The organism is Kitasatospora sp. NPDC001261 (assembly GCF_042896795.1).
Lineage (GTDB): Bacteria > Actinomycetota > Actinomycetes > Streptomycetales > Streptomycetaceae > Kitasatospora.
This window is the reverse complement of the sequence record NZ_JBIAXP010000002.1, coordinates 21725-42550: the sequence shown is the minus strand read 5'-3', so window position 1 is coordinate 42550 and position 20826 is coordinate 21725. Positions and strand designations below refer to the sequence as shown.

Annotated in this window: 23 protein-coding genes; 13 read left to right on the top strand and 10 right to left on the bottom strand. The window is 72.3% G+C overall.

Annotation, left to right across the window (positions count from 1 at the left end; translation table 11 throughout):
• Window positions 1–334: 334 nt before the first annotated feature.
• From ACFY4B_RS03205 to ACFY4B_RS03195, 3 genes are read right to left on the bottom strand one after another with little or no spacing between them, the layout of a single operon-like run.
• Window positions 335–1021 carry a WbqC family protein gene (locus ACFY4B_RS03205; RefSeq protein ID WP_387966503.1) on the bottom strand — a complete coding sequence of 229 codons (687 nt, stop codon included), beginning with the start codon at window positions 1019–1021 and terminating at the stop codon, window positions 335–337.
• Window positions 1022–1043: 22 nt separating this feature from the next.
• Window positions 1044–1712: a YdcF family protein gene (locus ACFY4B_RS03200; RefSeq protein WP_259316516.1), complete on the bottom strand. Its 669-nt coding sequence runs from the start codon at window positions 1710–1712 to the stop codon at window positions 1044–1046.
• Window positions 1713–1725: 13 nt separating this feature from the next.
• Window positions 1726–2811, bottom strand: a complete 1086-nt coding sequence (locus tag ACFY4B_RS03195; RefSeq protein ID WP_387966322.1) for a hypothetical protein — start codon at window positions 2809–2811, stop codon at window positions 1726–1728.
• A 156-nt stretch (window positions 2812–2967) separates the two neighbouring features.
• On the opposite strand from ACFY4B_RS03195, the gene ACFY4B_RS03190 reads away from it, so the two are divergent.
• The 8 genes from ACFY4B_RS03190 to ACFY4B_RS03155 all read left to right on the top strand — a co-directional run bounded on the left by ACFY4B_RS03190 (window position 2968) and on the right by ACFY4B_RS03155 (window position 8054).
• Window positions 2968–3288, top strand: a complete 321-nt coding sequence (locus ACFY4B_RS03190) for a hypothetical protein (RefSeq protein ID WP_387966321.1) — start codon at window positions 2968–2970, stop codon at window positions 3286–3288.
• Window positions 3289–3411: 123 nt separating this feature from the next.
• Window positions 3412–4095 carry an ATP-binding protein gene (locus tag ACFY4B_RS03185; protein WP_387966320.1) on the top strand — a complete coding sequence of 228 codons (684 nt, stop codon included), beginning with the start codon at window positions 3412–3414 and terminating at the stop codon, window positions 4093–4095.
• On the top strand, window positions 4092–5045 hold the full coding sequence (locus tag ACFY4B_RS03180; RefSeq protein ID WP_387966319.1) for a hypothetical protein: 954 nt from the start codon (window positions 4092–4094) through the stop codon (window positions 5043–5045). The genes ACFY4B_RS03185 and ACFY4B_RS03180 overlap by 4 nt, the downstream gene beginning before the upstream one ends.
• A gap of 27 nt (window positions 5046–5072) precedes the next feature.
• Window positions 5073–5681, top strand: a complete 609-nt coding sequence (locus tag ACFY4B_RS03175; protein ID WP_387966318.1) for an AAA family ATPase — start codon at window positions 5073–5075, stop codon at window positions 5679–5681.
• Window positions 5668–6201 carry a class IV adenylate cyclase gene (locus tag ACFY4B_RS03170; protein ID WP_387966317.1) on the top strand — a complete coding sequence of 178 codons (534 nt, stop codon included), beginning with the start codon at window positions 5668–5670 and terminating at the stop codon, window positions 6199–6201. The genes ACFY4B_RS03175 and ACFY4B_RS03170 overlap by 14 nt, the downstream gene beginning before the upstream one ends.
• A gap of 13 nt (window positions 6202–6214) precedes the next feature.
• Window positions 6215–6478 carry a hypothetical protein gene (locus ACFY4B_RS03165; RefSeq protein ID WP_387966316.1) on the top strand — a complete coding sequence of 88 codons (264 nt, stop codon included), beginning with the start codon at window positions 6215–6217 and terminating at the stop codon, window positions 6476–6478.
• 3 nt (window positions 6479–6481) lie between these two features.
• Window positions 6482–7309, top strand: a complete 828-nt coding sequence (locus ACFY4B_RS03160; protein WP_387966315.1) for a radical SAM protein — start codon at window positions 6482–6484, stop codon at window positions 7307–7309.
• A 277-nt stretch (window positions 7310–7586) separates the two neighbouring features.
• The gene (locus tag ACFY4B_RS03155) at window positions 7587–8054 is read left to right on the top strand and encodes an NUDIX domain-containing protein (protein WP_387966314.1); all 468 of its coding nucleotides are present in this window, start codon (window positions 7587–7589) and stop codon (window positions 8052–8054) included.
• Between the two features lie 68 nt (window positions 8055–8122).
• Here the strand turns inward: ACFY4B_RS03155 and ACFY4B_RS03150 are convergent, their stop codons facing one another.
• The 3 genes from ACFY4B_RS03150 to ACFY4B_RS03140 all read right to left on the bottom strand — a co-directional run bounded on the left by ACFY4B_RS03150 (window position 8123) and on the right by ACFY4B_RS03140 (window position 11183).
• Window positions 8123–9025: a 5'-3' exonuclease H3TH domain-containing protein gene (locus ACFY4B_RS03150; RefSeq protein WP_387966502.1), complete on the bottom strand. Its 903-nt coding sequence runs from the start codon at window positions 9023–9025 to the stop codon at window positions 8123–8125.
• Window positions 9026–9084: 59 nt separating this feature from the next.
• Window positions 9085–10260: a cation diffusion facilitator family transporter gene (locus tag ACFY4B_RS03145; RefSeq protein ID WP_387966313.1), complete on the bottom strand. Its 1176-nt coding sequence runs from the start codon at window positions 10258–10260 to the stop codon at window positions 9085–9087.
• 194 nt (window positions 10261–10454) lie between these two features.
• A complete protein-coding gene (locus ACFY4B_RS03140) occupies window positions 10455–11183 on the bottom strand; it encodes a gamma-glutamyl-gamma-aminobutyrate hydrolase family protein (protein ID WP_049649881.1) in 729 nt (242 codons plus the stop codon).
• Between the two features lie 165 nt (window positions 11184–11348).
• Here ACFY4B_RS03140 and ACFY4B_RS03135 point away from each other — a divergent pair, with 165 nt between their 5' ends.
• From ACFY4B_RS03135 to ACFY4B_RS03120, 4 genes are all read left to right on the top strand, one after another.
• Window positions 11349–12743: a glutamine synthetase family protein gene (locus ACFY4B_RS03135; protein WP_074002342.1), complete on the top strand. Its 1395-nt coding sequence runs from the start codon at window positions 11349–11351 to the stop codon at window positions 12741–12743.
• A gap of 3 nt (window positions 12744–12746) precedes the next feature.
• On the top strand, window positions 12747–14126 hold the full coding sequence (locus ACFY4B_RS03130) for an aldehyde dehydrogenase family protein (RefSeq protein ID WP_387966312.1): 1380 nt from the start codon (window positions 12747–12749) through the stop codon (window positions 14124–14126).
• A 7-nt stretch (window positions 14127–14133) separates the two neighbouring features.
• On the top strand, window positions 14134–14934 hold the full coding sequence (locus tag ACFY4B_RS03125) for a 3-oxoacyl-ACP reductase (RefSeq protein ID WP_049649878.1): 801 nt from the start codon (window positions 14134–14136) through the stop codon (window positions 14932–14934).
• 132 nt (window positions 14935–15066) lie between these two features.
• Window positions 15067–16227, top strand: coding sequence for a DUF2510 domain-containing protein (locus tag ACFY4B_RS03120; RefSeq protein ID WP_387966311.1), 1161 nt, complete (start codon window positions 15067–15069; stop codon window positions 16225–16227).
• Between the two features lie 304 nt (window positions 16228–16531).
• Here ACFY4B_RS03120 and ACFY4B_RS03115 read toward each other — a convergent pair whose 3' ends face one another.
• The 3 genes from ACFY4B_RS03115 to ACFY4B_RS03105 all read right to left on the bottom strand — a co-directional run bounded on the left by ACFY4B_RS03115 (window position 16532) and on the right by ACFY4B_RS03105 (window position 19389).
• A complete protein-coding gene (locus tag ACFY4B_RS03115) occupies window positions 16532–17446 on the bottom strand; it encodes a lytic polysaccharide monooxygenase (protein WP_387966310.1) in 915 nt (304 codons plus the stop codon).
• Between the two features lie 241 nt (window positions 17447–17687).
• The gene (locus tag ACFY4B_RS03110; RefSeq protein WP_049649875.1) at window positions 17688–18107 is read right to left on the bottom strand and encodes a hypothetical protein; all 420 of its coding nucleotides are present in this window, start codon (window positions 18105–18107) and stop codon (window positions 17688–17690) included.
• Window positions 18108–18165: 58 nt separating this feature from the next.
• Window positions 18166–19389, bottom strand: a complete 1224-nt coding sequence (locus ACFY4B_RS03105; protein WP_387966309.1) for an amino acid deaminase/aldolase — start codon at window positions 19387–19389, stop codon at window positions 18166–18168.
• A 102-nt stretch (window positions 19390–19491) separates the two neighbouring features.
• On the opposite strand from ACFY4B_RS03105, the gene ACFY4B_RS03100 reads away from it, so the two are divergent.
• Entirely contained in the window at window positions 19492–20265 is a 774-nt protein-coding gene (locus ACFY4B_RS03100; protein WP_074002346.1) for an SseB family protein, read from the top strand.
• Between the two features lie 50 nt (window positions 20266–20315).
• Here the strand turns inward: ACFY4B_RS03100 and ACFY4B_RS03095 are convergent, their stop codons facing one another.
• Window positions 20316–20693 (bottom strand): DUF1844 domain-containing protein, encoded by a 378-nt coding sequence (locus ACFY4B_RS03095; protein WP_049649872.1) that lies wholly within the window; start codon window positions 20691–20693, stop codon window positions 20316–20318.
• Between the last annotated feature and the right edge of the window lie 133 nt (window positions 20694–20826).

The window sequence follows — 20826 nt, the reverse complement described above, 5'->3', positions numbered from 1 at the left end:
CCCCCCCCGGGGGGGGGGGGGGGGGGCGCCCCCCGGGGGGGGGGGGGGGCCCCCCCCCCACCCCCCACCCCCCACCCCCCACGCGGCTTCGGCTTCGCCTCGCCGCTGGGCCTCCTGCGTAGGAAGTCGGCCCAGCCGACTCCCTACGCAGAAGAAATGCCCCTGCCCCCGCCGATGGCAGGGGCAGGGGCTTTCCGATGACGGAAGCGACACCGGGTTGGTGAGGGGTGCGTAGGAAGTCGATACGGTCAACTTCCCATGGAGAAGAGGAACTCGACTGCCACGCTGAACCCCGGCGCCCTCGCTCCACCCGAGCGAGGGCGCCGAACACCTCTCATGCCATTTCGAGGGCCGCTTTCACCTTGTCGGGCCCGTGCACCATCAGGCTGTGCACTGCGCTGACCTGCCGGGCACCGGCCCACACGCCCGTGCTCGGTACGCCGAACTGTCGCAGCTCGACCCGTCCAGCCGTGAACAGGTCCGGCTCGACGTACCTGCTGCCGCCTGTGCCGCACAGGTACGTATCCGCGCCGACTGCCTGACACAGGTCCACGAGGCGCTGCGTCCGCCCGGAATCGGCGGACAGGGTGCTGCTGCGTACCGTCGCTCCTGACCAGCCGAGGACACGGAGCAGTAGCAGGGTGGATTCTTCGGCGATCTCCGCCATCCGGTCGGTACTCCTGAAGAGCGTCAGGAGTCCCAGTAGGTCCGTCGCCAACCGGGGCCAGAAGGGACTGACCCCGTAATGCCGGCGAAGGACGTGTTCCACCCGGCGGATGCTGCGCGGGGCGTCGACGGTGCGGGCGTCGCGGATCAGTGTCGATCTTCCGTCCGGCAGGTGCGTGGGGACGGACAGCCACCGGGCCGGGCCAGTGCCGTCGACCGGCCCCATCCTGGCCCGGTGCTGGTAGTCACGGCGGCTGAACTGGACATCGTCGAGGACCACCCAGACGTCCGCGGCGGCCAGCTTCGCCACGGTGGACAACCGGGGGAGGAAGTTGGGTTGGTGGACAGCGCACACCAGCCCGGGGGGCGGCGCCGCGTCAGTTGAGCGTCTTGCTGTCGAATCCGTCGGCCAGAAGCCGCTGGTACGCATCATGAACCGTCTCCGGAACCTCCTGGGCAACGGCGAACCCGCGCCTCGGGTACTCGATCACCCGCTGGAGGTCGCCCACGAGGCTGTCGATCACGAGCTTGTCGTCGCCGATGCTTTTCACGTAGTCGTTCAGGCTCATCGGGGTCGAGGCGCACACCACCTCGGCCTCCGGCCACACCTTGCGGCACGTCGCGAACGCCCGGCGCTCCATGTACGGCATGGTCACGAGCAGCACCGACCGTGCCTCGATGCCGGCGGCCTCCAGGACGTCACGGGAGAACTGGATGTTCTGCCCGGTGTTACGCGCGCGGGGCTCCTGGTGGATCGCATGCTCGGGGACCCCGAGGGCGATGGCGTGCTCGGTGAAGTGCACGGCCTCACCTCGGGGGAAGAGCTCCGGCCGGGACGGATTCGGCCCGCCCGTGAACACGATCCTCCGCACCAGGCCGTCCAGGTACAGGGCTGCCGTCTCGGCCGCCACTCCGAGGTCGTGGCAGCCCAGACCGATCGCCACATCGCACGGCCGCCGCTCGTGCCCCATCTGGTGGTATTCCCAGATCAGCGTGGCGTCCGCCCACTGTCGGTCGGTGATCTCGCGCTGCTGAGTGTCCGCCACGTTCTTCTCCTGCTCACTGAAGGCACCGTTCCCGCTGGAATCCGGACCGGATGCCTCGGATGCTCCTTCGCTGGTGGGTCATACCGTACTTGTCCGCCATCACCTCGGCCCTTTCCAGCAGGGCGAGCCCCTCCCCGGCAGTCGCGCGGTCGGTCAGCAGAATGTGCCCGTGCGCGGTGGTCAGCCGGACGTCCTGCATCGGTGCCGAACCGTTGGTGTTCGTCCTCGCCACCTCGATCAACCGGACCGCCTCCCTGAGATTCCCTGCACCGCGGTACGCGAGAGCAAGCTTCTGGTTGCCTGTCGCCCAGTCCTCCACCTCACCCAGGTTCTCGAACGCCCGGATCGCCGACTCGGCGATGCCGATGGCCTGTTCGTGCGAGCCCTGCTTGTCGAGCGAGGTTCCCACCCATAGGGCCGCCCGAGTCCGATCCCGTGCGCTGAGGCGAACGTCACCGGAAAGGTCCGAGTATCGATCCGCCGCAGCCGAGAGCTGTCCGGACATCTCAGTCACCACGGCCAACGCCAGGTCCAACTGAGCCGTCCGCCTGGGGATGTCGAGCTGGGTGTACAACAATCGGGCCTTGGCGTACGAGGCCGACGCTGACAGCGGGCCGAGCAGTGCACCCTGATCACGGCGGAGGTCGCCCACCAAGGCCGTCGAGCGGGCCAACAAATAGAGGCCGCGGTCGTCGAGTTCGACCGTCGGCCAGCGTGACCGCCAACGTTCCAGCAGGACTCCCGCTGATGCGAACTCCTGCCGGGACGCCGCCAGAACCGCCCTCTCGATGTCCTCCGCCCACGACTCGTACTCCCATGCCCGCGGCCCGGCCTGGATCTCCGCGAGCACCGGAGCGCCGACCTGTTGCGCCACCAGTGCCTCGAATCGCATACGAGCATCGGGATCGCACTGGCGCAGCACTGTGTCGAAGATCGCCTGGGTATCCGGCCTCGGCCTGGTACTCACCCCCAGCTTCTCCCAGTTCGACACCGCGCGGACCGACATGCCCAACTGCGCTGCCCAGTCCCGGACGGACTTGCGGCACGCCAGCCGCAGAGCCCTCGCTTCGAGCCCGGTCCACACGATCACTGCCGCCATTGCCATACCTCCGCTCCGGGGTGCCATCGAAGCACCGCAGGTCGTGATGGTGCGGCGAAACTGCCACGGAACTGCCACGGCACGCGATTCCGCGACGACGGAGCCTCCCGCAGTCTGGAAGCCGACAACCCCGCTGACCGGAAGGAACCGTCCAGCATGCTCACCGAGCAACTATCGGTCCCACCGCCCGTCGTCATTGGGCTGCTCCGCACAGCGGTCGCTGCGGGGCTACCTCGTAGGCGAGCTCTGACCGGGGTCCTCGACGCCTTCTGCGAGCGGCAGGAACTCCACCTCGTCGATGTGATCACCGATGAGGGCGCCGAGCCGGACGCTCTCATCGCCGGCATCGAAGAGCAGCGCGATGTGTACGCCGTCGTGTTGCCCACGATCGCGCACCTCGGCGACCAGGCTGCCGCGGACAGACGGCGCAAGCACCTTGAGGACGTCGGCATACGCCTCTTGGTCACTCGGGCCTAGAAAACTGCCCCTCCCGGCCCCTGGTGCGGCGAGTATCCGCGAACACGCGATGACTGACCATCACTCGCCACCCCCGCCAATAGCCCGGGACCGCCTCCCCACGTCCAGCCCGGAGGAACAGCCATGCACCGCGTCCTGGAGATCAGTGCCACGGTCACCACCGCGTCCCTCGGCGCGATGCGCGACCTGATGTCCGAGGAGGTCGCGAGAGTCGGCATCGTCCTCGACGAATCCCGGGCGTACGCGCTTCGCGTGTGTTCGTCGGAGTTCATCGACAACGCGATCAAGCACGCCACCGGTCGAGGACCCGGCGGTGAAGCCGAGCTGTTGATCGAGATCGACGTCGACTGGGAACGGGACCGTCTACGAATCACCGTCACGGACCCGAGCGTGGTCGAACCGGCGATGAACAGCAGCATCGACGACCTCGACGCGACCAGTGGCCGCGGACTGGTGGTCGTCGACGGTTACGCGGACGACATCGGATGGCACCAGCGGATCGACCTTCAGGGGCGGCCCACCGGCTGGTCCGTCTGGTTCGAACTCGACGTGGAACCGGCGACCTTCGGCCAGGCCACCGCCGCTGAGGCGGAAGTGCAGCCGAAGGCCGTCGTGCGGCCCCCCGAGCGTTGCCTGATGGTCGGCCCCGGGCACGCACCCGGGAATACGCCGAGGCCGAACCGGCCGGCACAACGGCCTGGGGAACGCACCGTCGTGCCGACAGCCGCGAGCCGACGTCTCCACGGGCCGGGCCGGGCCGCCACTCCCGTCCACCCTTCCACTCCGTACCCGAGGACTGCTCCATGAGCGTCGGAACGCGAACCAGAAAGCTGCTCAAGACCATCAGCCCCGCCCGCAGACTGGACATCGCGGCCTCCTACGAGGCCCTGACGCAGGCCTGCGTGGCCACCGGCGACGACCCCGCGAAAGCCGAACTGCTCAGCGACAGCCCGAACCACCTGTGGTCGCTCGGCTCGCGCTCGCGCGCACTCGCCATCGTCCACCCGGACGTGGAGGAGGCCTGGGCGCTCATCAAGGGCGCGCAGTTCCTCCGGGAGCACCTGCTCCCCGTCACCTCCGCCTACTACACCGAGGTCCGCGCGGCCGTCGACGGCCAGGCCGTGACCTTCTGGCAGGACCCGGGGAAGCCGAGCGCCGACACGTCCCTCTCCGCGTGGGTGACCGCCCTCACCCACCGCATCGACCCCGGGACGGCTCCGTGGCTGCGGGAGCACGACCCGTTCGCCCACCTGCTGGACGGCTTGGACGACGCGCCGCTGGACGAGTCCGCCCGCCGGTTCCTGCGTGAACGCGCCGCCCAACTGCGAGAAGAGTGGGACTACCTCGACTGGCCGACACCGGAAACCGTCGTCCTCGGCGCCCTCGGCATGGTCCCCTGCCATGACGACGGAGTCCACGTCGGACTCCTGCTGCGCCGCCCGCTCCGACGAGGCCATCGAGAGTGGGACCTCGTCGCCGCCCGCTGGCGCTCCGAACTGCTCACCGGCCCGCGTCAGGACCACCGCACCTACGCCGACACCTACCTCTCCTACGAGCGGGAGGATCGGCTCCCGGACCACCCCTACATCGGAGCCTGGTCCGGCTACCAGGTCGTACGCGACATCGTTGTCCTCAGTGCGGCGATGAACACGGTCCGCCGCGCCCATCTCGACGCCAACATCCGCCAGGAGGCCGCCCACCGCATCGCGTGCCTGCGCGGCGCCCACCCGGTCCCGTGGAACTGGGGTCCGCGATGAAAGCCCGAACCAGGAAACGGAGTTCACATGGACGTGACCCGAGGATTCTTCATCACCATCGACGGTCTCAGCGCGAGCGGGAAGACCACGGTCGCCCCGCTGGTCGCGGCCCTCGTTGACGGCGTCCACCTCACGGACGACACCTTGCCGACCTTCCCCCGCATGCGTGCGGAGGTGGACGCCGCCGACATCCTGGCGGCGCGGTTCCACTGGTGGATGATGGCCAATCACATCAAGTCCGAGACCGCTCGCGCGGTTGTCGGGGCGGGCCGGACCGTGGTGGTCGATTCCTACTTCCCGCGCACCATCGCCACGCACAGGGCGATGGGTCACGACTGCGCGCCGGAGTACCCGGAGGGAGTCCTCCTCCCGCATGTGCCGATTCTGCTGGAGGTGGGCGAACGCGTCCGCCAGGAGCGGCTTCGGCGGCGGGCCGAGCTGGGAACGCTGAGTTCCTGGCACCGGCGGGAGGAGCCGAACGTGGCCGAAAGCTCCCGCGTGTACCGGGCGTTCGGGCTGCTGCGGGTCGACGGCACCGACCGCACGCCTGCCGAGGTGGCTCGCAGCATCGCCGATACCGTGCGCTCGTATGCCTGTGTCGCTCCGAGGAAGGCAATTCCCCATGACCGCAACTGAGTTCGAAGCGAAGATCCTCGACATCGATCCGGAGGAGATCCGCGTGCTCCTGACCGGGGCCGGGGCCGAGCACGTGGTCGACCGCTTCCAGCGCCGCTACGTCTACGACATCCCCGGCCGGCCGGGAGCATGGGTCCGGCTGCGTGACACGGGCACCGACGTCACCCTGTGCGTCAAGGAGATCCACTCCGACGCGATCGACGGCGTGACCGAAACGGAGACGACCGTCGGTGACTTCGACGCCGCGAACACGCTCCTCGGCAAGCTCGGCTACCAGCCGAAGGCGTACCAGGAGAACCGTCGGTCCTCCTGGACGCTCGGTGGCGCGGCCATCGAGATCGACCACTGGCCGCTGATTCCCCCCTACCTGGAGATCGAGGGCGACAGCGCCGAACACGTCCACGCGACCGCCCTCGCGCTCAAGCTCCCCCTGGAGGAGCTGACGAGCGAGAACACCACCAAGGTCTACCGCCGGTACGGGATCGACATCGAAGCGATTCCCCGGCTCACGTTCGAGTGACAGGAGACAAGCCTTGTCAGCTACCCATCGTCCGGCGATCAGGGTCGTCCGGGACAGGACGATCCGCATCAAGGTGATCGACGACTGCGGGCTGGCCTGCACGTTCTGCCACAACGAGGGAACGCCGGTCACCGCCGACAATCGAGGCCGCGCCGAACTGCCCTTCGTCGCGGGCCCGGGCAGGACCGGGCGTGTGTCGATCTACAGCGAGACGAACGGGGTCGGCTTCCTTGCCGCGAGGATGGCCCCGGACGCGTCCTTCCGGCGGGCGGTGTGAACCGTGGCGAGGGCGTTCGACGCCCACGAGGTTCACCTCACGGGTGGGGAGCCCACCCTTCACACGGAGGTGCCCGCGCTGGTCGCGGCACTCACCGGCATGGGGTTGAGCGTCGGGATGACCAGCAACGGGGAACGCGGCCGGCAGGTGATGGCGGAGTGCTCTGCGGCCGGACTCGGCCGAGTCAACGTGTCGGTCTTCGGCACGACCGCCGCAGAACTCCGGGTCGTTCAGTCCGAGCGCTTCAGGATGCCGGGTCTGGCCGAGGCGAAGATCCGGGCGGCGGAGCAGACCATCCGTGCCGCCGTCTCCAACGGCGTGAAGGTCTCCGTGAACATCGTCGTCCCCGGAATGGCCCACGTCGGCCGGGTCGTCAACCTGGTCGAGTCGTACGGCCAGTTCGCGGACGTGCGGATGCTCACCAGCATCCAGGACGGGCCGGAGTCGGTCGCGGCGATCTCCGAAGTGCTGGCCCGGGTCGGCGCGGAACCGGTGCTCCGGACGTTCACCGCCGGGACCTCCGACGAGCGCACCCTCTACCGGGCGCTCGGCAGCCGGGCGGTGTACGTCAAGCGGCTGCTGCCCGTGCGGCTCCCCGACACCTGCGCGTCGTGCCGGTTCAACAACGACACGGACTGCGAGGAGGGCTACTACGGCATCCGCCTGTACCTCACCGATCAGGGGGAGTACATGGTGGGCGTCTGCATTCAGCGGATGGACCTCTGCGTGCCCGTGGCCGAGTTGCCGAAGAGCGGGATCGTGGAGGAGGTACTGGCCTTCAAGGACGCCGAAGTCCGAAGGCTGACGCGCGAGTACGGTGCCGCCGCCTGAGTGGTCGGCCCCGGCGACATGGCTTTGCGGCCTCGCTCGGGTCGAGCGAGGCCGCTGGGCTCCGAAACTGTTGGGCTGACACCTGCCCTTCGGCCTCGTCCTCCAGGGTGCCAACTGCGTGGACTCCGAGATCCTCCTCGCCGCCGCCTACGCGGCGCGGACGTCCCCGACTTCGCAGTCCTGCTGACCACGGAGCCCGACACCGCACAGGCCATCCTGGAAGCGGTATCGCACCGGACGATCAACACCGAAATCCCGTACGGGAGTTAGAGAGAACATGAGCACAATCAGCGACATCGGCCCTGCCCCGCTCCCGATCGTGGACGTCCACGTCGTCCTGCGCACCCCGGACGGCAAGATCCTGCTCTCCCAGCGCGGCGGCCCCTACGGCTACGGCCAGTGGCACGCCCCCAGCGGCAAGCTCGACCCCGGCGAGAAGCCCGCCCACGGCGCCGCCCGCGAACTGCGGGAGGAGACCGGCATCACGACCGCCCCGGCCCACCTCCGCCTCGCCTACACCGTCCTGCACCACCAGGACTCCGCGCCCCTGCGCCTCGGCCTGTTCTACCTCGCCACCGCGTGGCAGGGGGAGCCCGTCAACCGCGAGCCCGAGAAGTGCCTGGACCTGCGCTGGTTCGCCGAGGACGACCTGCCCGACGACCTGATCCCGTACCCCGCCGCAGGCATCCGCGGCGCCCTCACCGACCTCGGCGGCCTCGCCCACCACGGCTGGCCGGCCGCGTAGCGGTCGGCCGGTAGGGCAGGGGCCCGCGCGTTCGAGGCGAACGTGCGGGCCCCGGGGTGGAATCGGGGTCAGCGGGTGGCGAGGGATTCCAGGAGGCGGTCGAGGGAGGTGCCGAGGCCCCAGCGGGTGGAGAGTTCCTCCAGGGTCATGGGGTAGAGGGGTTCGCGGGGGAGGGTGGGGTCGAAGTCCGGGAGGGGGGCGTCGGGGGCGACGCGGACGACGGTGGGGGCGACGTCGAGGTAGGCGGCGCCTTCGACGATGTTGCGGCGGCGGGCCGGGGTGAGCTTGGAGCCGAGGTCGAGGGCGGCGGCGCGGATGGTCGGGAGGTCGCCGTACTCGTTGATCAGTTGGGCGGCGGTCTTCTCGCCGATGCCCTTGACGCCGGGCAGGCCGTCGGACGGGTCTCCGCGCAGGGCGGCCATGTCGGCGTACTGGGCGCCGCGTACGCCGTACTTCTCCTGGAGCAGCGCGTCGTCGGTGACCTGGAGGTTGCCCATGCCCTTGACCGGGTAGAGCACGGTGATCCCGCGGGCGTCGTCGACCAGTTGGAAGAGGTCGCGGTCGCCGGTGACGATCTGCACCGGGCCGGTGGCGCGGGCGGTGAGGGTGCCGATCACGTCGTCCGCCTCGTAGCCGGGGGAGCCGACCCGGGCGATGCCGAGGGCGTCCAGCACCTGCTCGATCACCGGGACCTGCGGGGCCAGGGTGTCGGGCACCTCCTCCTCGCCGTCCTCGGCGGCCTCGGCGACCCGGTGGGTCTTGTAGGAGGGGACGAGGTCGACCCGCCACTGCGGGCGCCAGTCGGCGTCCATGCAGGCGACCAGCTGGTCGGGCCGGTGGTCGTGGACCAGCCGGGCGATGAAGTCCAGCAGGCCGCGGACGGCGTTGACCGGCTCACCCTGCGGCGAGCGCAGGGTGTCCGGTACGCCGTAGTAGGCCCGGAAGTACAGGCTGGCGGAGTCGAGCAGCATCAGTCGCGGTGCGGTCACGTCTCAGATCATGCCGTACGGCGGTGACGGACCGCCGGTTCTCAGTGCTCGTGCGGTCCGGCGCGGTGGACCGGGCCGTGGGAGTCGGCGCAGTGCTCGGCAGCGGAGGAGGCGGCGGAGGCGCCGTTGGGGGCGGCGGTGGAGTCGGGCGGGGTGGCGATCTGCAGCAGCGCGCCGGCCTCGTCCTCGCCGACGTGGTCGACCTGGAGGGTGGAGTGGGTGATGCCGTACTCGTCCGAGAGCCGGCGCTGCAGGGAGCGCCGCACCGCGTGGCAGTCGCCGCCGGGGGTGACGAGGATGTGCGCGGACAGGGCGGGCTGGCCGGAGGTGATCTCCCAGATGTGCAGGTCGTGGATCTCCTCGACCAGCGGTTCGGTGACCATCCGGTCGGCGACGGCGTCCGGGTCGATCCCGGCCGGGGCGGCCTCCAGGAAGATCCGCCCGGAGTCCCGGACCAGCGCGATGCCGGCCTTGAGCATCAGTGCGACGACGATCAGCGAGGCGATGGCGTCGGCCCGGGCGAAGCCGGTGGTCAGCACGATCGCGCCGGCGACGGCGGTGGCGATGAAGGCGTACAGGTCGGTCAGGACGTGCTGGAAGGCGCCTTCGACGTTCAGCGAGCTGCGGTTGGCCTTGGACATGCACCAGGTGGCCGCGAGGTTGACGACGATCCCGATCAGCGCGGTGATCAGCACCAGTGAGCCGGTGACCTGCGGCGGCTCGAGCAGCCGGGTGACCGCCTCGTAGCCCAGCCAGGCCGACAGCACCAGCAGGGTGACCCCGTTGGCCTGCGCGGAGAGGATCTCGGCGCGCTTGAGGCCGTAGGTGTAGCCGCCCCGGGCCGGGCGGGCGGCGAGCCGCATGGCGATCAGCGCGAGCACGATCGAGGCGGCGTCGGTGAGCATGTGCGCCGCGTCCGAGATCAGGGCCAGGGACTGGGCGGCGAAGCCGACCACGACCTCGCCGGCCATGAAGACGACGATCAGGGCGAGGGCACTGAGCAGCCAGCGGCGGTCCGCGTCGGCGGCGACGCCGTGCGAGTGCCCGCCGTGCCCTCCGGAGCCGTGGGAGTGCCCCCCGGAGCCGTGGGAGTGCCCCCCGGAGCCGTGGGAGTGCCCGCCGGAACCATGCGCGTGCCCCCCGGAGCCGTGCGAGTGCGAGGGCGAGTGCCTCTGGTCATGCGCATGATCATCGTGCGAGTGCTCGTGCCCGGCCATGGAAGTCCTCTCTGGGCGCACGGGTGGGAAAGGGGGCGCGATACGACCGCCCCGCAACCGAAGTGAACCGCAGAATCGACAAAGATCCAAAGGTTGTACTGGTGACCGTTGTCGTTCCCGTCCGGGCGGCCGGATCCGGCTCACTCCGCACCCGGCCGGCCTCCCGAACTCCCGTTCCCCCGCGCCCAGTTGATCTACCCCAGCGCCATCGCGTCGAGGACCGCCGCGGTGGCCGCCCGGACCAGGGCCCGCATCAGCCGCAGGTCGTCCCCCTGCTCCGGGTGCCACTGCACCCCGAGCGCGAACCCCGGCCCCTCCACCGCCTCCACCGTCCCGTCCGGTGCGTGGGCGCTCACCCGCAGGCCCGCCCCCACCCGGTCGACGGCCTGGTGGTGGAAGGTCGGCACCTCCAGCTCGCTCTCCGGCAGCAGCCCGCCCAGCAGCGTCCCCGGCACCGGCCGCACCAGGTGCGAGCCGTAGCACCCGGGCGAGCCGCCGTGCACGTCCACCGGCACCACGTCCGGCAGGTGCTGCACCAGCGTCCCGCCGCACACCACGTTCAGGACCTGCATCCCCCGGCAGACCGCCAGCAGCGGCATCCCCGCCGCCAGCGCCGACCGCAGCAGCGCGACCTCCCAGGCGTCCCGCTCCGGCGAGTCCACCTCCGTCGCCGGGTGGGCCGGCTCCCCGTAGTACGCCGGGTCGATGTCCGGCCCGCCCGCGATCACCAGGCCGTCCAGCCGGGCCAGCACCTCCGGGGCGCGCTCCGGGACGTCCGGCGGCAGCAGGACCGCGATCCCGCCGGAGTCCCGGACCTGCGCGGTGTACCGCTCGGGCAGCAGGGCCACCCGGCGGCCCCGCCAATCGCTCCAACTCGCGTCCACCAGGTAGGTGCTGACGCCGATCAAAGGCCTGCGATCCATGGCGCGCATTCTCCCCCCGGAGCACCTGATCGACCGTCAGCCACGCGCGTCGGCGCGCCACGGGCGCCCGACACCCACCCGCCCTCTTCCGCCCCGCGAGTCGCAGGCCGTACGGTTCGCTGTGACCGTTTGATCTCGAAGAGTGATCGAGGAGGAGGGTTCGGTATGTCCGAAACGCCCGAACGGGCCGCCGCGGGCTCGCCGCCCCGGCCGCCGCTGACCCTGGACCGGCTGCGCGCCCTGGTGGACACCGGCGAGGTGCACACCGTCGCGCTCGCCTTCACCGACATGCAGGGGCGCCTCCAGGGCAAGCGCTTCGCCGCCCGGTTCTTCCTCGACGAGGTGGCCGAGCACGGCGCCGAGGCCTGCGACTACCTGCTGGCCGTCGACGTCGACCTGAACACCGTGGACGGCTACGCCTTCTCCTCCTGGGCCACCGGCTACGGCGACTTCGCGATGCGCCCCGACCTCGGCACCCTGCGGCTGACCCCCTGGCAGCCCGGCACCGCCCAGGTCACCGCCGACCTCGCCCGGCACGGCGGCCACCCGGTGGACGCCGCCCCGCGCCAGCTGCTGCGCCGCCAGATCGCCCGGCTCGCCGAGTACGGACTGGCCGCCGACATCGGCACCGAGCTGGAGTTCCTGGTCTTCCGCGACACCTACGAGCAGGCCTGGCTGGGCGGCTACCGCGGCCTGACCCCGGCGAACCTCTACAACGTGGACTACTCGATGCTGGGCACCGCCCGGGTCGAGCCGCTGCTGTCCCGGATCCGCACCGAGATGGCCGGCGCCGGCCTGGTGGTGGAGTCCGCCAAGGGCGAGTGCAACCTCGGCCAGCACGAGATCGCCTTCCGCTACGCCGACGCCCTCACCACCTGCGACCAGCACAGCGTCTACAAGACCGGCGCGAAGGAGATCGCCGCCCAACTCGGCTGCGCGCTCACCTTCATGGCCAAGTACGACGAGCGCGAGGGCAACAGCTGCCACATCCACCTCTCGCTGCGCGACGCCGTCGGCGCCCCCGCCTTCGCCGACCGGGACGGCCGGATGACCGACACCATGCGGCACTTCCTGGCCGGCCAGCTGGTCGCGCTGCGCGAGTTCAGCCTGCTGTACGCGCCGAACATCAACTCCTACAAGCGCTACCGCCCGGGCTCCTTCGCCCCGACCGCCGTCGCCTGGGGCCGGGACAACCGCACCTGCGCCTACCGGGTGGTCGGCCACGGCCCCGGCCTGCGGATGGAGAACCGGGTACCGGGCGGCGACGTCAACCCGTACCTCGCGGTGGCCGGGATGATCGCGGCCGGCCTGCACGGGCTGCAGCGCAAGCTGGACCTGCCCGCGCCCTGCCTCGGCAACGCCTACGCGGTCGAGGAGTACGCGCGGGTGCCCGGCTCGCTGCGCGAGGCCGCCGGGCTCTGGGCGGACAGCGCACTGGCCCGCGAAGCCTTCGGCGACGACGTGGTCGAGCACTACCTGAACATGGCCCGGGTCGAGCAGTCCGCCTACGACGGGGCGGTCACCGACTGGGAGCGCTACCGATCCTTCGAACGGATGTGAGCCGTGACCGAGCCGAACGCGACCGCCGGGAGCAGCACGGTCCGCAACCCCGCCACCGGAGAGGTGCTCGCCACCGTCCCCGACACCACCCCCGAGCAGTTGGACGCGGCCGTCCGGCGCGCGGTGAAGGCCCAGGCCGGCTGGGCGGCGCTGGCCCCCGGTGAACGCGCCCGGCTGCTGCGCCGGTTCGCCGACCAGGTCGAGGTGCACGTCCCGGAGCTGGCCGCCCTGGAGGTGGCGGAGGCCGGCCACCTCCAGGCCAACGCCCGCTGGGAGGCCGGCAACGTCCGGGACCTGCTGGAGTACGCCGCCGGGGGAGTGGAACGGCTGACCGGCCGGCAGATCCCGGTCCCCGGCGGCCTGGACGTGACCTTCCACGAGCCGGTCGGCCTGGTCGGGGTGATCGCGCCGTGGAACTTCCCGATGCCGATCGCCGCCTGGGGCTTCGCCCCCGCCCTGGCGGCCGGCAACGCCGTCCTGCTCAAGCCCGCCGAGGCCACCCCGTTGACCGCTCTGCGGCTGGCCGAACTCGCCCTCGCGGCGGGCCTGCCCGAGGGCCTGTTCCAGACCGTCCCCGGCGCGGGCGCCACCACCGGACGGGCCCTGGTGGACCACCCGGCCGTCCGCAAGATCGTCTTCACCGGCTCGACCCTCGTCGGCAAGGAGGTCGCCGCCCGCTGCGCCGCCCGCGCCAAGCGGGTCACCCTGGAGCTCGGCGGCAAGAGCCCCAACATCGTCTTCGCCGACGCCGACCTGGCGCGCGCCGCCGACCCGCTCTCCTTCGCCGACAACAGCGGCCAGGACTGCTGCGCCCGCAGCCGGATCCTGGTCCAGCGCGAGGTGTACGAGGACTTCCTCGCCCTGCTGCTGCCCGCCGTCGACACCCTGCGCACCGGCGACCCGACCGACCCGCAGACCCAGCTCGGCCCGCTGATCTCGGCCGCCCAGGTCCGCCGGGTGTCCTCCTACCTCACCCCCGACCTGCCGGTGCTGGCCCGCGGCAAGGTCCCGGACGGGCCCGGCTACTGGTACCCGCCGACGGTGGTCGCCCCCGAGGACCCGGAGGTCCCGGCCGTCACCGAGGAGATCTTCGGCCCGGTCGCCGCCGTCCTGCCGTTCACCGACGAGGCCGACGCGCTGCGGCTGGCCAACGCCACCCGCTACGGCCTGTCCGGCTCGATCTGGACCAGGGACGTCGGCCGCGCGCTGCGCCTGGCCCGGGGCGTACGGGCGGGCAACCTGTCGGTCAACTCGCACTCCTCGGTGCGCTACTGGACGCCCTTCGGCGGCTTCGGCGAGTCCGGGGTGGGCCGCGAGCTGGGGCCGGACGCGCTACGCCACTTCACCGAGACCAAGAACGTCTTCATCCACAGCGAGGAGTGACAGCCCGATGAGCGAGAAGCACGCCGCGCCGGACGAGCCCGTCTGCCGACGGCTGGTCGGCCGCACCGCCGTGGTCACCGGCGCGGGCAGCGGGATCGGCCTGGCCGCCGCCCGCCGGCTCGCCTCGGAGGGCGCGAAGGTGGTCTGCGCCGACCTCGACGAGGAGACCGGGCGGGCCGCCGCCAAGGAGGTCGGCGGGCTGTTCGTGCACACCGACGTCACCGACCCGTACATGGTCGAGGCGCTGTTCGACGAGGCGTACGAGACCTGCGGCAGCGTGGACGTCGCGTTCAACAACGCGGGCATCTCGCCGCCCGAGGACGACTCGATCCTGACCACCGGCCTGGACGCCTGGCGCAGGGTCCAGGAGGTCAACCTGACCTCGGTCTACCTGTGCTGCAAGGCCGCGCTGCCGTACATGCGCCGGCACGGGCGGGGCTCGATCATCAACACCGCCAGCTTCGTGGCCCGGATGGGCGCGGCCACCTCGCAGATCTCCTACACCGCCTCCAAGGGCGGGGTGCTGGCGATGTCCCGCGAGCTGGGCGTGCAGTTCGCCCGGGAGGGCATCCGGGTCAACGCGCTCTCGCCGGGGCCGGTGGACACCCCGCTGCTGCGCGAGCTGTTCGCGAAGGACCCGGAGCGGGCCGCCCGCCGGCTGGTGCACATCCCGCTCGGCCGGTTCGCCCGGGCCGAGGAGATCGCCGCCGCGGTGGCCTTCCTGGCCAGCGACGACTCCTCGTTCATCACGGCGAGCGAGTTCCTGGTGGACGGCGGCATCTCCGGGGCGTACGTCACACCGCTGTAGCCGTCCGCGGGCTCGGCGGTCGGGCCGCACAAGGGCCGCAGTCGGGGTTCTCACCGGAATCTCATCGAAAACGGCGGGAATTCCGGGCCGCGCTGATTTCGCGTTTATCCGGCTGCCTTTAGATTCTCTACCGTGAGCGAGCAGATTCCCGCCGGGTGGTACCCGGACCCCAAGAACACCACCGGCGACCCGAGGCCGCAGCGGTGGTGGGACGGCAAGGGCTGGACGGCCGACACCCGGCCCGCACCCTCGGACGCCCCGGCACCGCAGGCTCCGGAGGCGGAGCCGACGGCCGCCGCGGCCCCGGGGCCGGGAGCGGCCGGGCAGACCACGGTGCTGGAGGGCGAGGTGCTGGAGAGCGGCCCGACCGTCCGCTACCCGGAGCCGCCGCCCTTCGGCGCCGCCTACGGCTCGCCCGCCGGGCCGCCGCGCAAGGCCCGCCGCAAGCCCTCCAAGCTGGTGCTGGCGACCACCGTCGCCGCCCTGCTCGGCCTGGCCGTCGGCGCGGGGGTCACCTACCTCGCGGTGGACGGCCACAGCGACCGCGCCCCGCGCAGCGCCCGCCCGGCCCCGCAGGGCGGCGGCTACGGCCCGTGGGGCGGCCTCCCGGGCTTCGGCGACCCCGGCAACGGCGGGGGCGGGGACAGCAAGGGCGGCAACGGGGGCAACGGCGGGAACGGCGGGAAGGGCGGCGGCGGGAACGGCAACGGCGGCGGCAAGACCCGCCCGAGCACCGACCAGGCGATCGACGTGGTCAACAAGCTCACCCTGCCGGTCCCGGACGGCTGGGAGGCCGGCACCACCACCGACGGCTACGCCATGCTCAGCGTCGGCTCGTACACCTGCGTGGACGGCAAGAACACCTGCTCCCTCGGCGGGGCCAACACCGGCCGGATCGACGGCGGCGGCACCGACGCCCAGGCGGCGGCCAAGGCCGACATCGCGGCGGCCGCCAAGGCCGCGTACGGCGACGTCACCGGGCACCAGGAGCTCAAGTCCGAGGCCGTGAAGGTCAACGGCCAGGACGGCTACCTGGTCCGCTGGAAGGTGGACGCGCCCAAGGGCAACAACGGCTACGTGCAGACCGTGGTCTTCCCGTCCGCCGACGGGAAGTCGCTGGTCTCGGTGCACTTCGGCTTCGACATCGCCGACAAGTCGCCGGACGTCGCGGTGATGGACACCATCGTCAAGGGCATCACCGACTACAAGGGCAAGCTGCCGACCATCCCGGGGCTGCCCGGCTCCGGCGGCTCCGGTGCGGGCGCCAGCGGCGCCGGGGGCACCACCACCTGAGCACCGCGCTCCTCACACGGCGGCGGGGCCCCCCCGGGGGGCCCCCCCCGGGGGGGGGCCCCCCCGCGCGGGGGGGCGGGGGGGGGGGGCGGGGCCCCCGGGGGGCGGGGGGGGGGGGGGGCCCGGCGCGCGCCCCCGGGGGGGGGGGGGCCCACCCCCCCCCCCCCCCCCCCCGCCCCCCCGGGGGGGCCCCCCCCGGGGGGCCCCCCCGGGGGGGGCCCCGCCGCCGTTCGCTCGTACGCGGGGTGGTGCCGCGGGAACCGGGCCGGACGGGGGTGTGGCCGGCCCGGTCCCGCGCCCGGCGTCAGGAGTCGCGTCGAACAGCCTCGACGCGACGGCGCCGGAGCACCATGCCGGCCCAGCCGACGCTGATCGCGGCGGCACCCGCGAGCAGCAGCGGACCGGTGGCCGAGGTACCGCCCACGGCCGCCGAGGCGGTCGGGATCAACTGGCCGGCCGGGGAGTCCGGGTCCCCGCCGTGGCCGTGGTGGGCGACCGTGGACTTGGAGGCGTCGGCCGCGATCTGGGCGTCGCTGGGCGCGGCCGGGGCCTGGGCGGTGAGCGCCGACGCGGCGGTGGCGGAGGCGCCGAAGTCGACGTCGGAGCAGGCGTAGAAGGCCTCCGGGCTGTCGCTGCGCTGCCACACCGTGTACAGCACCTGGCGGCCGGTGCGCTGCGGCAGGGTGCCGGAGTAGCTGTAGGAGCCGTTGACGGCGTTGCGGTCGACCTGCACCTTGGCCACCGGGGTCGGGTCGAGGTCCGACCACTTCAGCGGCTTGGTGGGGTCGTAGCCCGCCTTGGTGATGTAGACGGTCTGGGTGCCGACGTGCGGCGCGGTGGTGCGGAACTGGAAGGTGAAGGCGCCGGACTTCACCGCGGTGGCCGGCCAGTCGGTGCGCGGCCAGTCCAGCGCCGCGTACTTGTCGCGGTTGGCCGAGCAGAGCTTGCCGTCCGGGATCAGCGCCTGGTGGTTGCCGTTGGCGTTGGCGATGTTGACCTCGTTCCAGTCGTACAGCGGCTGGGTGCCGCTCGCGGCGACGAGGTCCTTGCAGATCTGGGACACCGGGTGCTCGGGGCCCTCGGCGTAGCAGGCGGCGACCCGGCTCACGGGGTTGGTCATCGTGCCGTGGGCGCTGGCGGTGCCGGCGGTGGCACCGGCCACCGCGACGACCGCGGCGCCGATCACGCCGACGGACAGGGCACTTCGCTTGATGGACATGGGGTGGGGACTCCTTGACCGTCGTTCCGGGCGTGCGTGGGGGAACGGGCACGCCTGCCCGTTCGGGAGCCGCCGGCCCGGCGCGCGGCTCCCGGCCAGAGCGTAGGATTGGTCTGGACCAGAAGGCAATAGCCGCGCGTACTGTGCTTGTTGACGGACTGTAGGCCCCGGAGCAGGACAAAGGCCCGACGGACGGCCGTGGTTAGCCGTTCCATCGGGCCCCGTTAAGGCTCCGGAAAGGTCAGTGCCGCATGTCGTGGATGATGCCGGCCTGGATCACGAGATCGCTGTTGACGGTCGAGCTGCCGCTGATGGTGTTGATGATGTAGGTCCCGCCGGGCGCCTTCTCGAACTGCCCGGGCAGGAACTCCCGGAGGATGTCGAAGAGTTCCTCGGCCGCCTGCGGGTTCGTGCGGAACAGCGCGCGCAGCCGGTTGCGAAGGGCGGCGGCCTGGTCGGCCAGGACCTCCTCGTCGCCGTCGGCCTCCAGCACCTCGGCGCGGATCACCTCCAGCTCGGCGCTCGCCTCCTCGTCCCGCTCGCCGCGCCCGAACAGCCGGGCGATCCGCGAACTGGCCTGGTTCCAGGCGGCCGTGGCCATCAGTCCGGCCACCGAGGTCGCCCCGGACCTCACCATCTCCTGCACGAGCTCGGCGTCCATGCCGCCCCCTTCACGTTCGCAGTGTCGCCACCACGGTAGGGCAAAGGCGGACGAAGCGTCAGAGGAACGTCTTCCCCTCGCCCCGGTACGTCGGCACCGTCCGCACGACCCGGTCGCCCTCGACCAGGTGCAGCTCGGCGAAGCGCTCGCACAGCTCGCCCGCCTTGGCGTGCCGGAACCAGACCCGGTCGCCGATCAGCAGGTCGTCCGCGGCCGAGCCGAGCAGCGGGGTCTGCACCTCCCCGGCGCCCTCCATCGGGTCGTAGCGCAGCCCGGCCGGCAGGTACGGCACCGGCGAGCGGTCCGGGCCGGCCGCGCCGGAGGCCGGGTAGCCGCCGCCGAGCACGGTCACCACGCCGAGGCCGGGGCGGCGCACCACCGGCTGGCCGAACAGCGCGGCCGGGCGGCCCCGGAAGGAGCGGTAGTTGTCGAACAACCGCGGCTGGTACAGCCCGGAGCCGGCCGCCACCTCGGTGACGGCGCGTTCGGCCACGGTGGACTCCACGCTGCCGGTGCCGCCGCCGTTGACGAACTCCAGGTCGGCCACCTGCCGCAGCCGTCGGACCGCCGCCGCGCGCCGCTCGGCCAGTTCGGTCCGGGACCTGGCCTGCATCAGCCGGATCAGCTGCGAGCGCACCGGCCGGCCGGGCACCCGGTCGCCCACCCCGGCGACGTGTCCCTCGTACGCCATCAGGCCGACCACCCGGAAGCCCCGGCGGCGCTGGACGAGTTCGGCGAAGGCGCCGAGGTCCTCGGGGGTGCGCAGCGGCGAGCGCCGGGCGCCGACCCGGACCCGGCCGCCGAGCAGCTGCAGCGAGGTGTCCAGCTCCAGGCAGACCCGCACCTCGGCGTCGCCGCCGCGGGCCGCGTCGATCAGGTCCAGCTGGGCCGGGTCGTCCAGGACGACGGTGATCTCGCGGGCGGCCTCCGGGTCGGCGGTCAGTTCGGCGTAGCCGGCCCGGTCGGCGGAGGGGTAGGCGAGCAGGATGTCGCGGATGCCGGTGCGGGCCAGCCAGAGCGACTCGTCCAGGGTGAAGCTCATCACCCCGAGGAAGCCGTCCACGGCCAGGGCCCGTTCCAGCAGCGCCCGGCAGCGGATCGACTTGCTGGCCAGCCGGATCGGCTTGCCGCCGGCCCGGCGGACCAGGTCGGCGGCGTTCGCGTCGAACGCGGCGAGGTCCACGACGGCCACCGGCCCGTCCAGGTGGGCGGTGGCGCGGTCGTACCGGAGGCGGTCGGAGACCGGGGCGGGTGCGGTCGCGGGCGCGTCGAGGATCACCATGGCCGCAGGGTGCCACACCGCGCTACCGGTGGGTAGGCCCCGTGCGCGGGGAGTGTGCAGGGAAATGGGGCCGCTCGCGCGCGGTGGCATAGGGTCGGGCGGGTGGACCGCAAAGACTTCTCCAACCCGGCGTTCGTCGGCAAGAGCATCCCGAATCCCGGCTTCTCCGACGACGACGGCACCGCCGACCAGGCGCTCACCGAGGCCCTCGCCCGCTGGTCGCAGGACCGCGCGGCCGAGCCGGAGGTGCTGGCGGCGCTGACCCCCACCCGGCTGATGGTCCCGATCGTCGCGATCCTCGGCGAGGTCGAGGTGGACGCGAACGGGCACCGGCACGAGAAGACCAGCGACATGGCCGTCCCGGTGCTGGAGGCCCCGGACGGGCGCCGCGCGCTGCCGGCGTTCACCTCGCTCGACTCGCTCGCCCGCTGGCGCGCCGACGCCCGCCCGGCGCCGACCGCGGCCCCGCAGGCCGCGATGGTGGCCTTCTCGGAGCGCGCCGACACCCTGCTGATCGACCCGGCCGGGCCGGTGCCGTTCCTGCTGAGCGGTGCCCGGCTGCGGGCGCTGGCGGAGAACCGCGCGTTCCTGCCGCCGGTCCGGGACCCGGAGGTGCGCGAGGCGGTCCGCGGGCTGCTGGCGGCCGAGCCGCAGGTGGTCACCGGGCTGCTGGCGGCCTCGGAGGACTCGGACGGGGTGCTCGCGGTGGTCTTCGACCCGGCGCTGGACCAGGCCGGGCTGCAGGCGGCCGCCCAGCGGGTCGGACAGGCCGTGGCCGCCGACCCGGTGCTGCGGGTGCGGCTGGACCGGGGGCTGGACCTCGCGGTGCTGCCGGCCGGTGCGGAGCTGCCGGGGGAGCCGCTCTACAAGCGGTAGACGTGAGAAAGGAGCGGCACACGTGTGCCGCTCCTTTCCCCGTCCGGACGTCAGGAGTAGACCGGCCCGGTGAACTTCTCGCCCGGCCCCGCGCCCGGCGCGTCCGGGACGACGGACGCCTCGCGGAACGCGAGCTGGAGCGAGCGCAGCCCGTCCCGCAGCGGCGCGGCGTGGAAGTTGCTGATCTCCGGGGCGCCGGCGGTGACCAGCCCGGCGAGCGCGGTGATCAGCTTGCGGGCCTCGTCCAGGTCCTTGTCCTTGTCGCCGCCCTCGGCGAGACCGCACTTGACCGCGGCGGCGCTCATCAGGTGCACGGCGACGGTGGTGATCACCTCGACGGCCGGGACCTCGGCGATGTCGCGGGTGAGGTCGTCGAAGCCGATCGCGTCGTCGTCCGCGCCGGGGTTCTGGGTGGGCTCGCTGCTCAAGGGTGGCTCGTTCCGTTGTGCCGTGTGGGTACACGTGGAGCGTACAAGGGGGTCCGCGCCGGGGCGGAATAGCGTTCGACCGCGTGACGCTGTAAGCTTCGAGACTGACCGGCCGGGATCCCGTATGGGCACT

Coding starts and splice junctions, on each gene's coding strand:
- ACFY4B_RS03195 (WP_387966322.1), bottom strand. CDS start 2,811: ATGGCGGCAGTGATCGTGTGGACCGGGCTCGAAGCGAGGGCTCTGCGG.
- ACFY4B_RS03190 (WP_387966321.1), top strand. CDS start 2,968: ATGCTCACCGAGCAACTATCGGTCCCACCGCCCGTCGTCATTGGGCTG.
- ACFY4B_RS03185 (WP_387966320.1), top strand. CDS start 3,412: ATGCACCGCGTCCTGGAGATCAGTGCCACGGTCACCACCGCGTCCCTC.
- ACFY4B_RS03180 (WP_387966319.1), top strand. CDS start 4,092: ATGAGCGTCGGAACGCGAACCAGAAAGCTGCTCAAGACCATCAGCCCC.
- ACFY4B_RS03175 (WP_387966318.1), top strand. CDS start 5,073: ATGGACGTGACCCGAGGATTCTTCATCACCATCGACGGTCTCAGCGCG.
- ACFY4B_RS03170 (WP_387966317.1), top strand. CDS start 5,668: ATGACCGCAACTGAGTTCGAAGCGAAGATCCTCGACATCGATCCGGAG.
- ACFY4B_RS03155 (WP_387966314.1), top strand. CDS start 7,587: ATGAGCACAATCAGCGACATCGGCCCTGCCCCGCTCCCGATCGTGGAC.
- ACFY4B_RS03150 (WP_387966502.1), bottom strand. CDS start 9,025: ATGCTGCTCGACTCCGCCAGCCTGTACTTCCGGGCCTACTACGGCGTA.
- ACFY4B_RS03145 (WP_387966313.1), bottom strand. CDS start 10,260: ATGGCCGGGCACGAGCACTCGCACGATGATCATGCGCATGACCAGAGG.
- ACFY4B_RS03140 (WP_049649881.1), bottom strand. CDS start 11,183: ATGGATCGCAGGCCTTTGATCGGCGTCAGCACCTACCTGGTGGACGCG.
- ACFY4B_RS03135 (WP_074002342.1), top strand. CDS start 11,349: ATGTCCGAAACGCCCGAACGGGCCGCCGCGGGCTCGCCGCCCCGGCCG.
- ACFY4B_RS03125 (WP_049649878.1), top strand. CDS start 14,134: ATGAGCGAGAAGCACGCCGCGCCGGACGAGCCCGTCTGCCGACGGCTG.
- ACFY4B_RS03115 (WP_387966310.1), bottom strand. CDS start 17,446: ATGTCCATCAAGCGAAGTGCCCTGTCCGTCGGCGTGATCGGCGCCGCG.
- ACFY4B_RS03110 (WP_049649875.1), bottom strand. CDS start 18,107: ATGGACGCCGAGCTCGTGCAGGAGATGGTGAGGTCCGGGGCGACCTCG.
- ACFY4B_RS03105 (WP_387966309.1), bottom strand. CDS start 19,389: ATGGTGATCCTCGACGCGCCCGCGACCGCACCCGCCCCGGTCTCCGAC.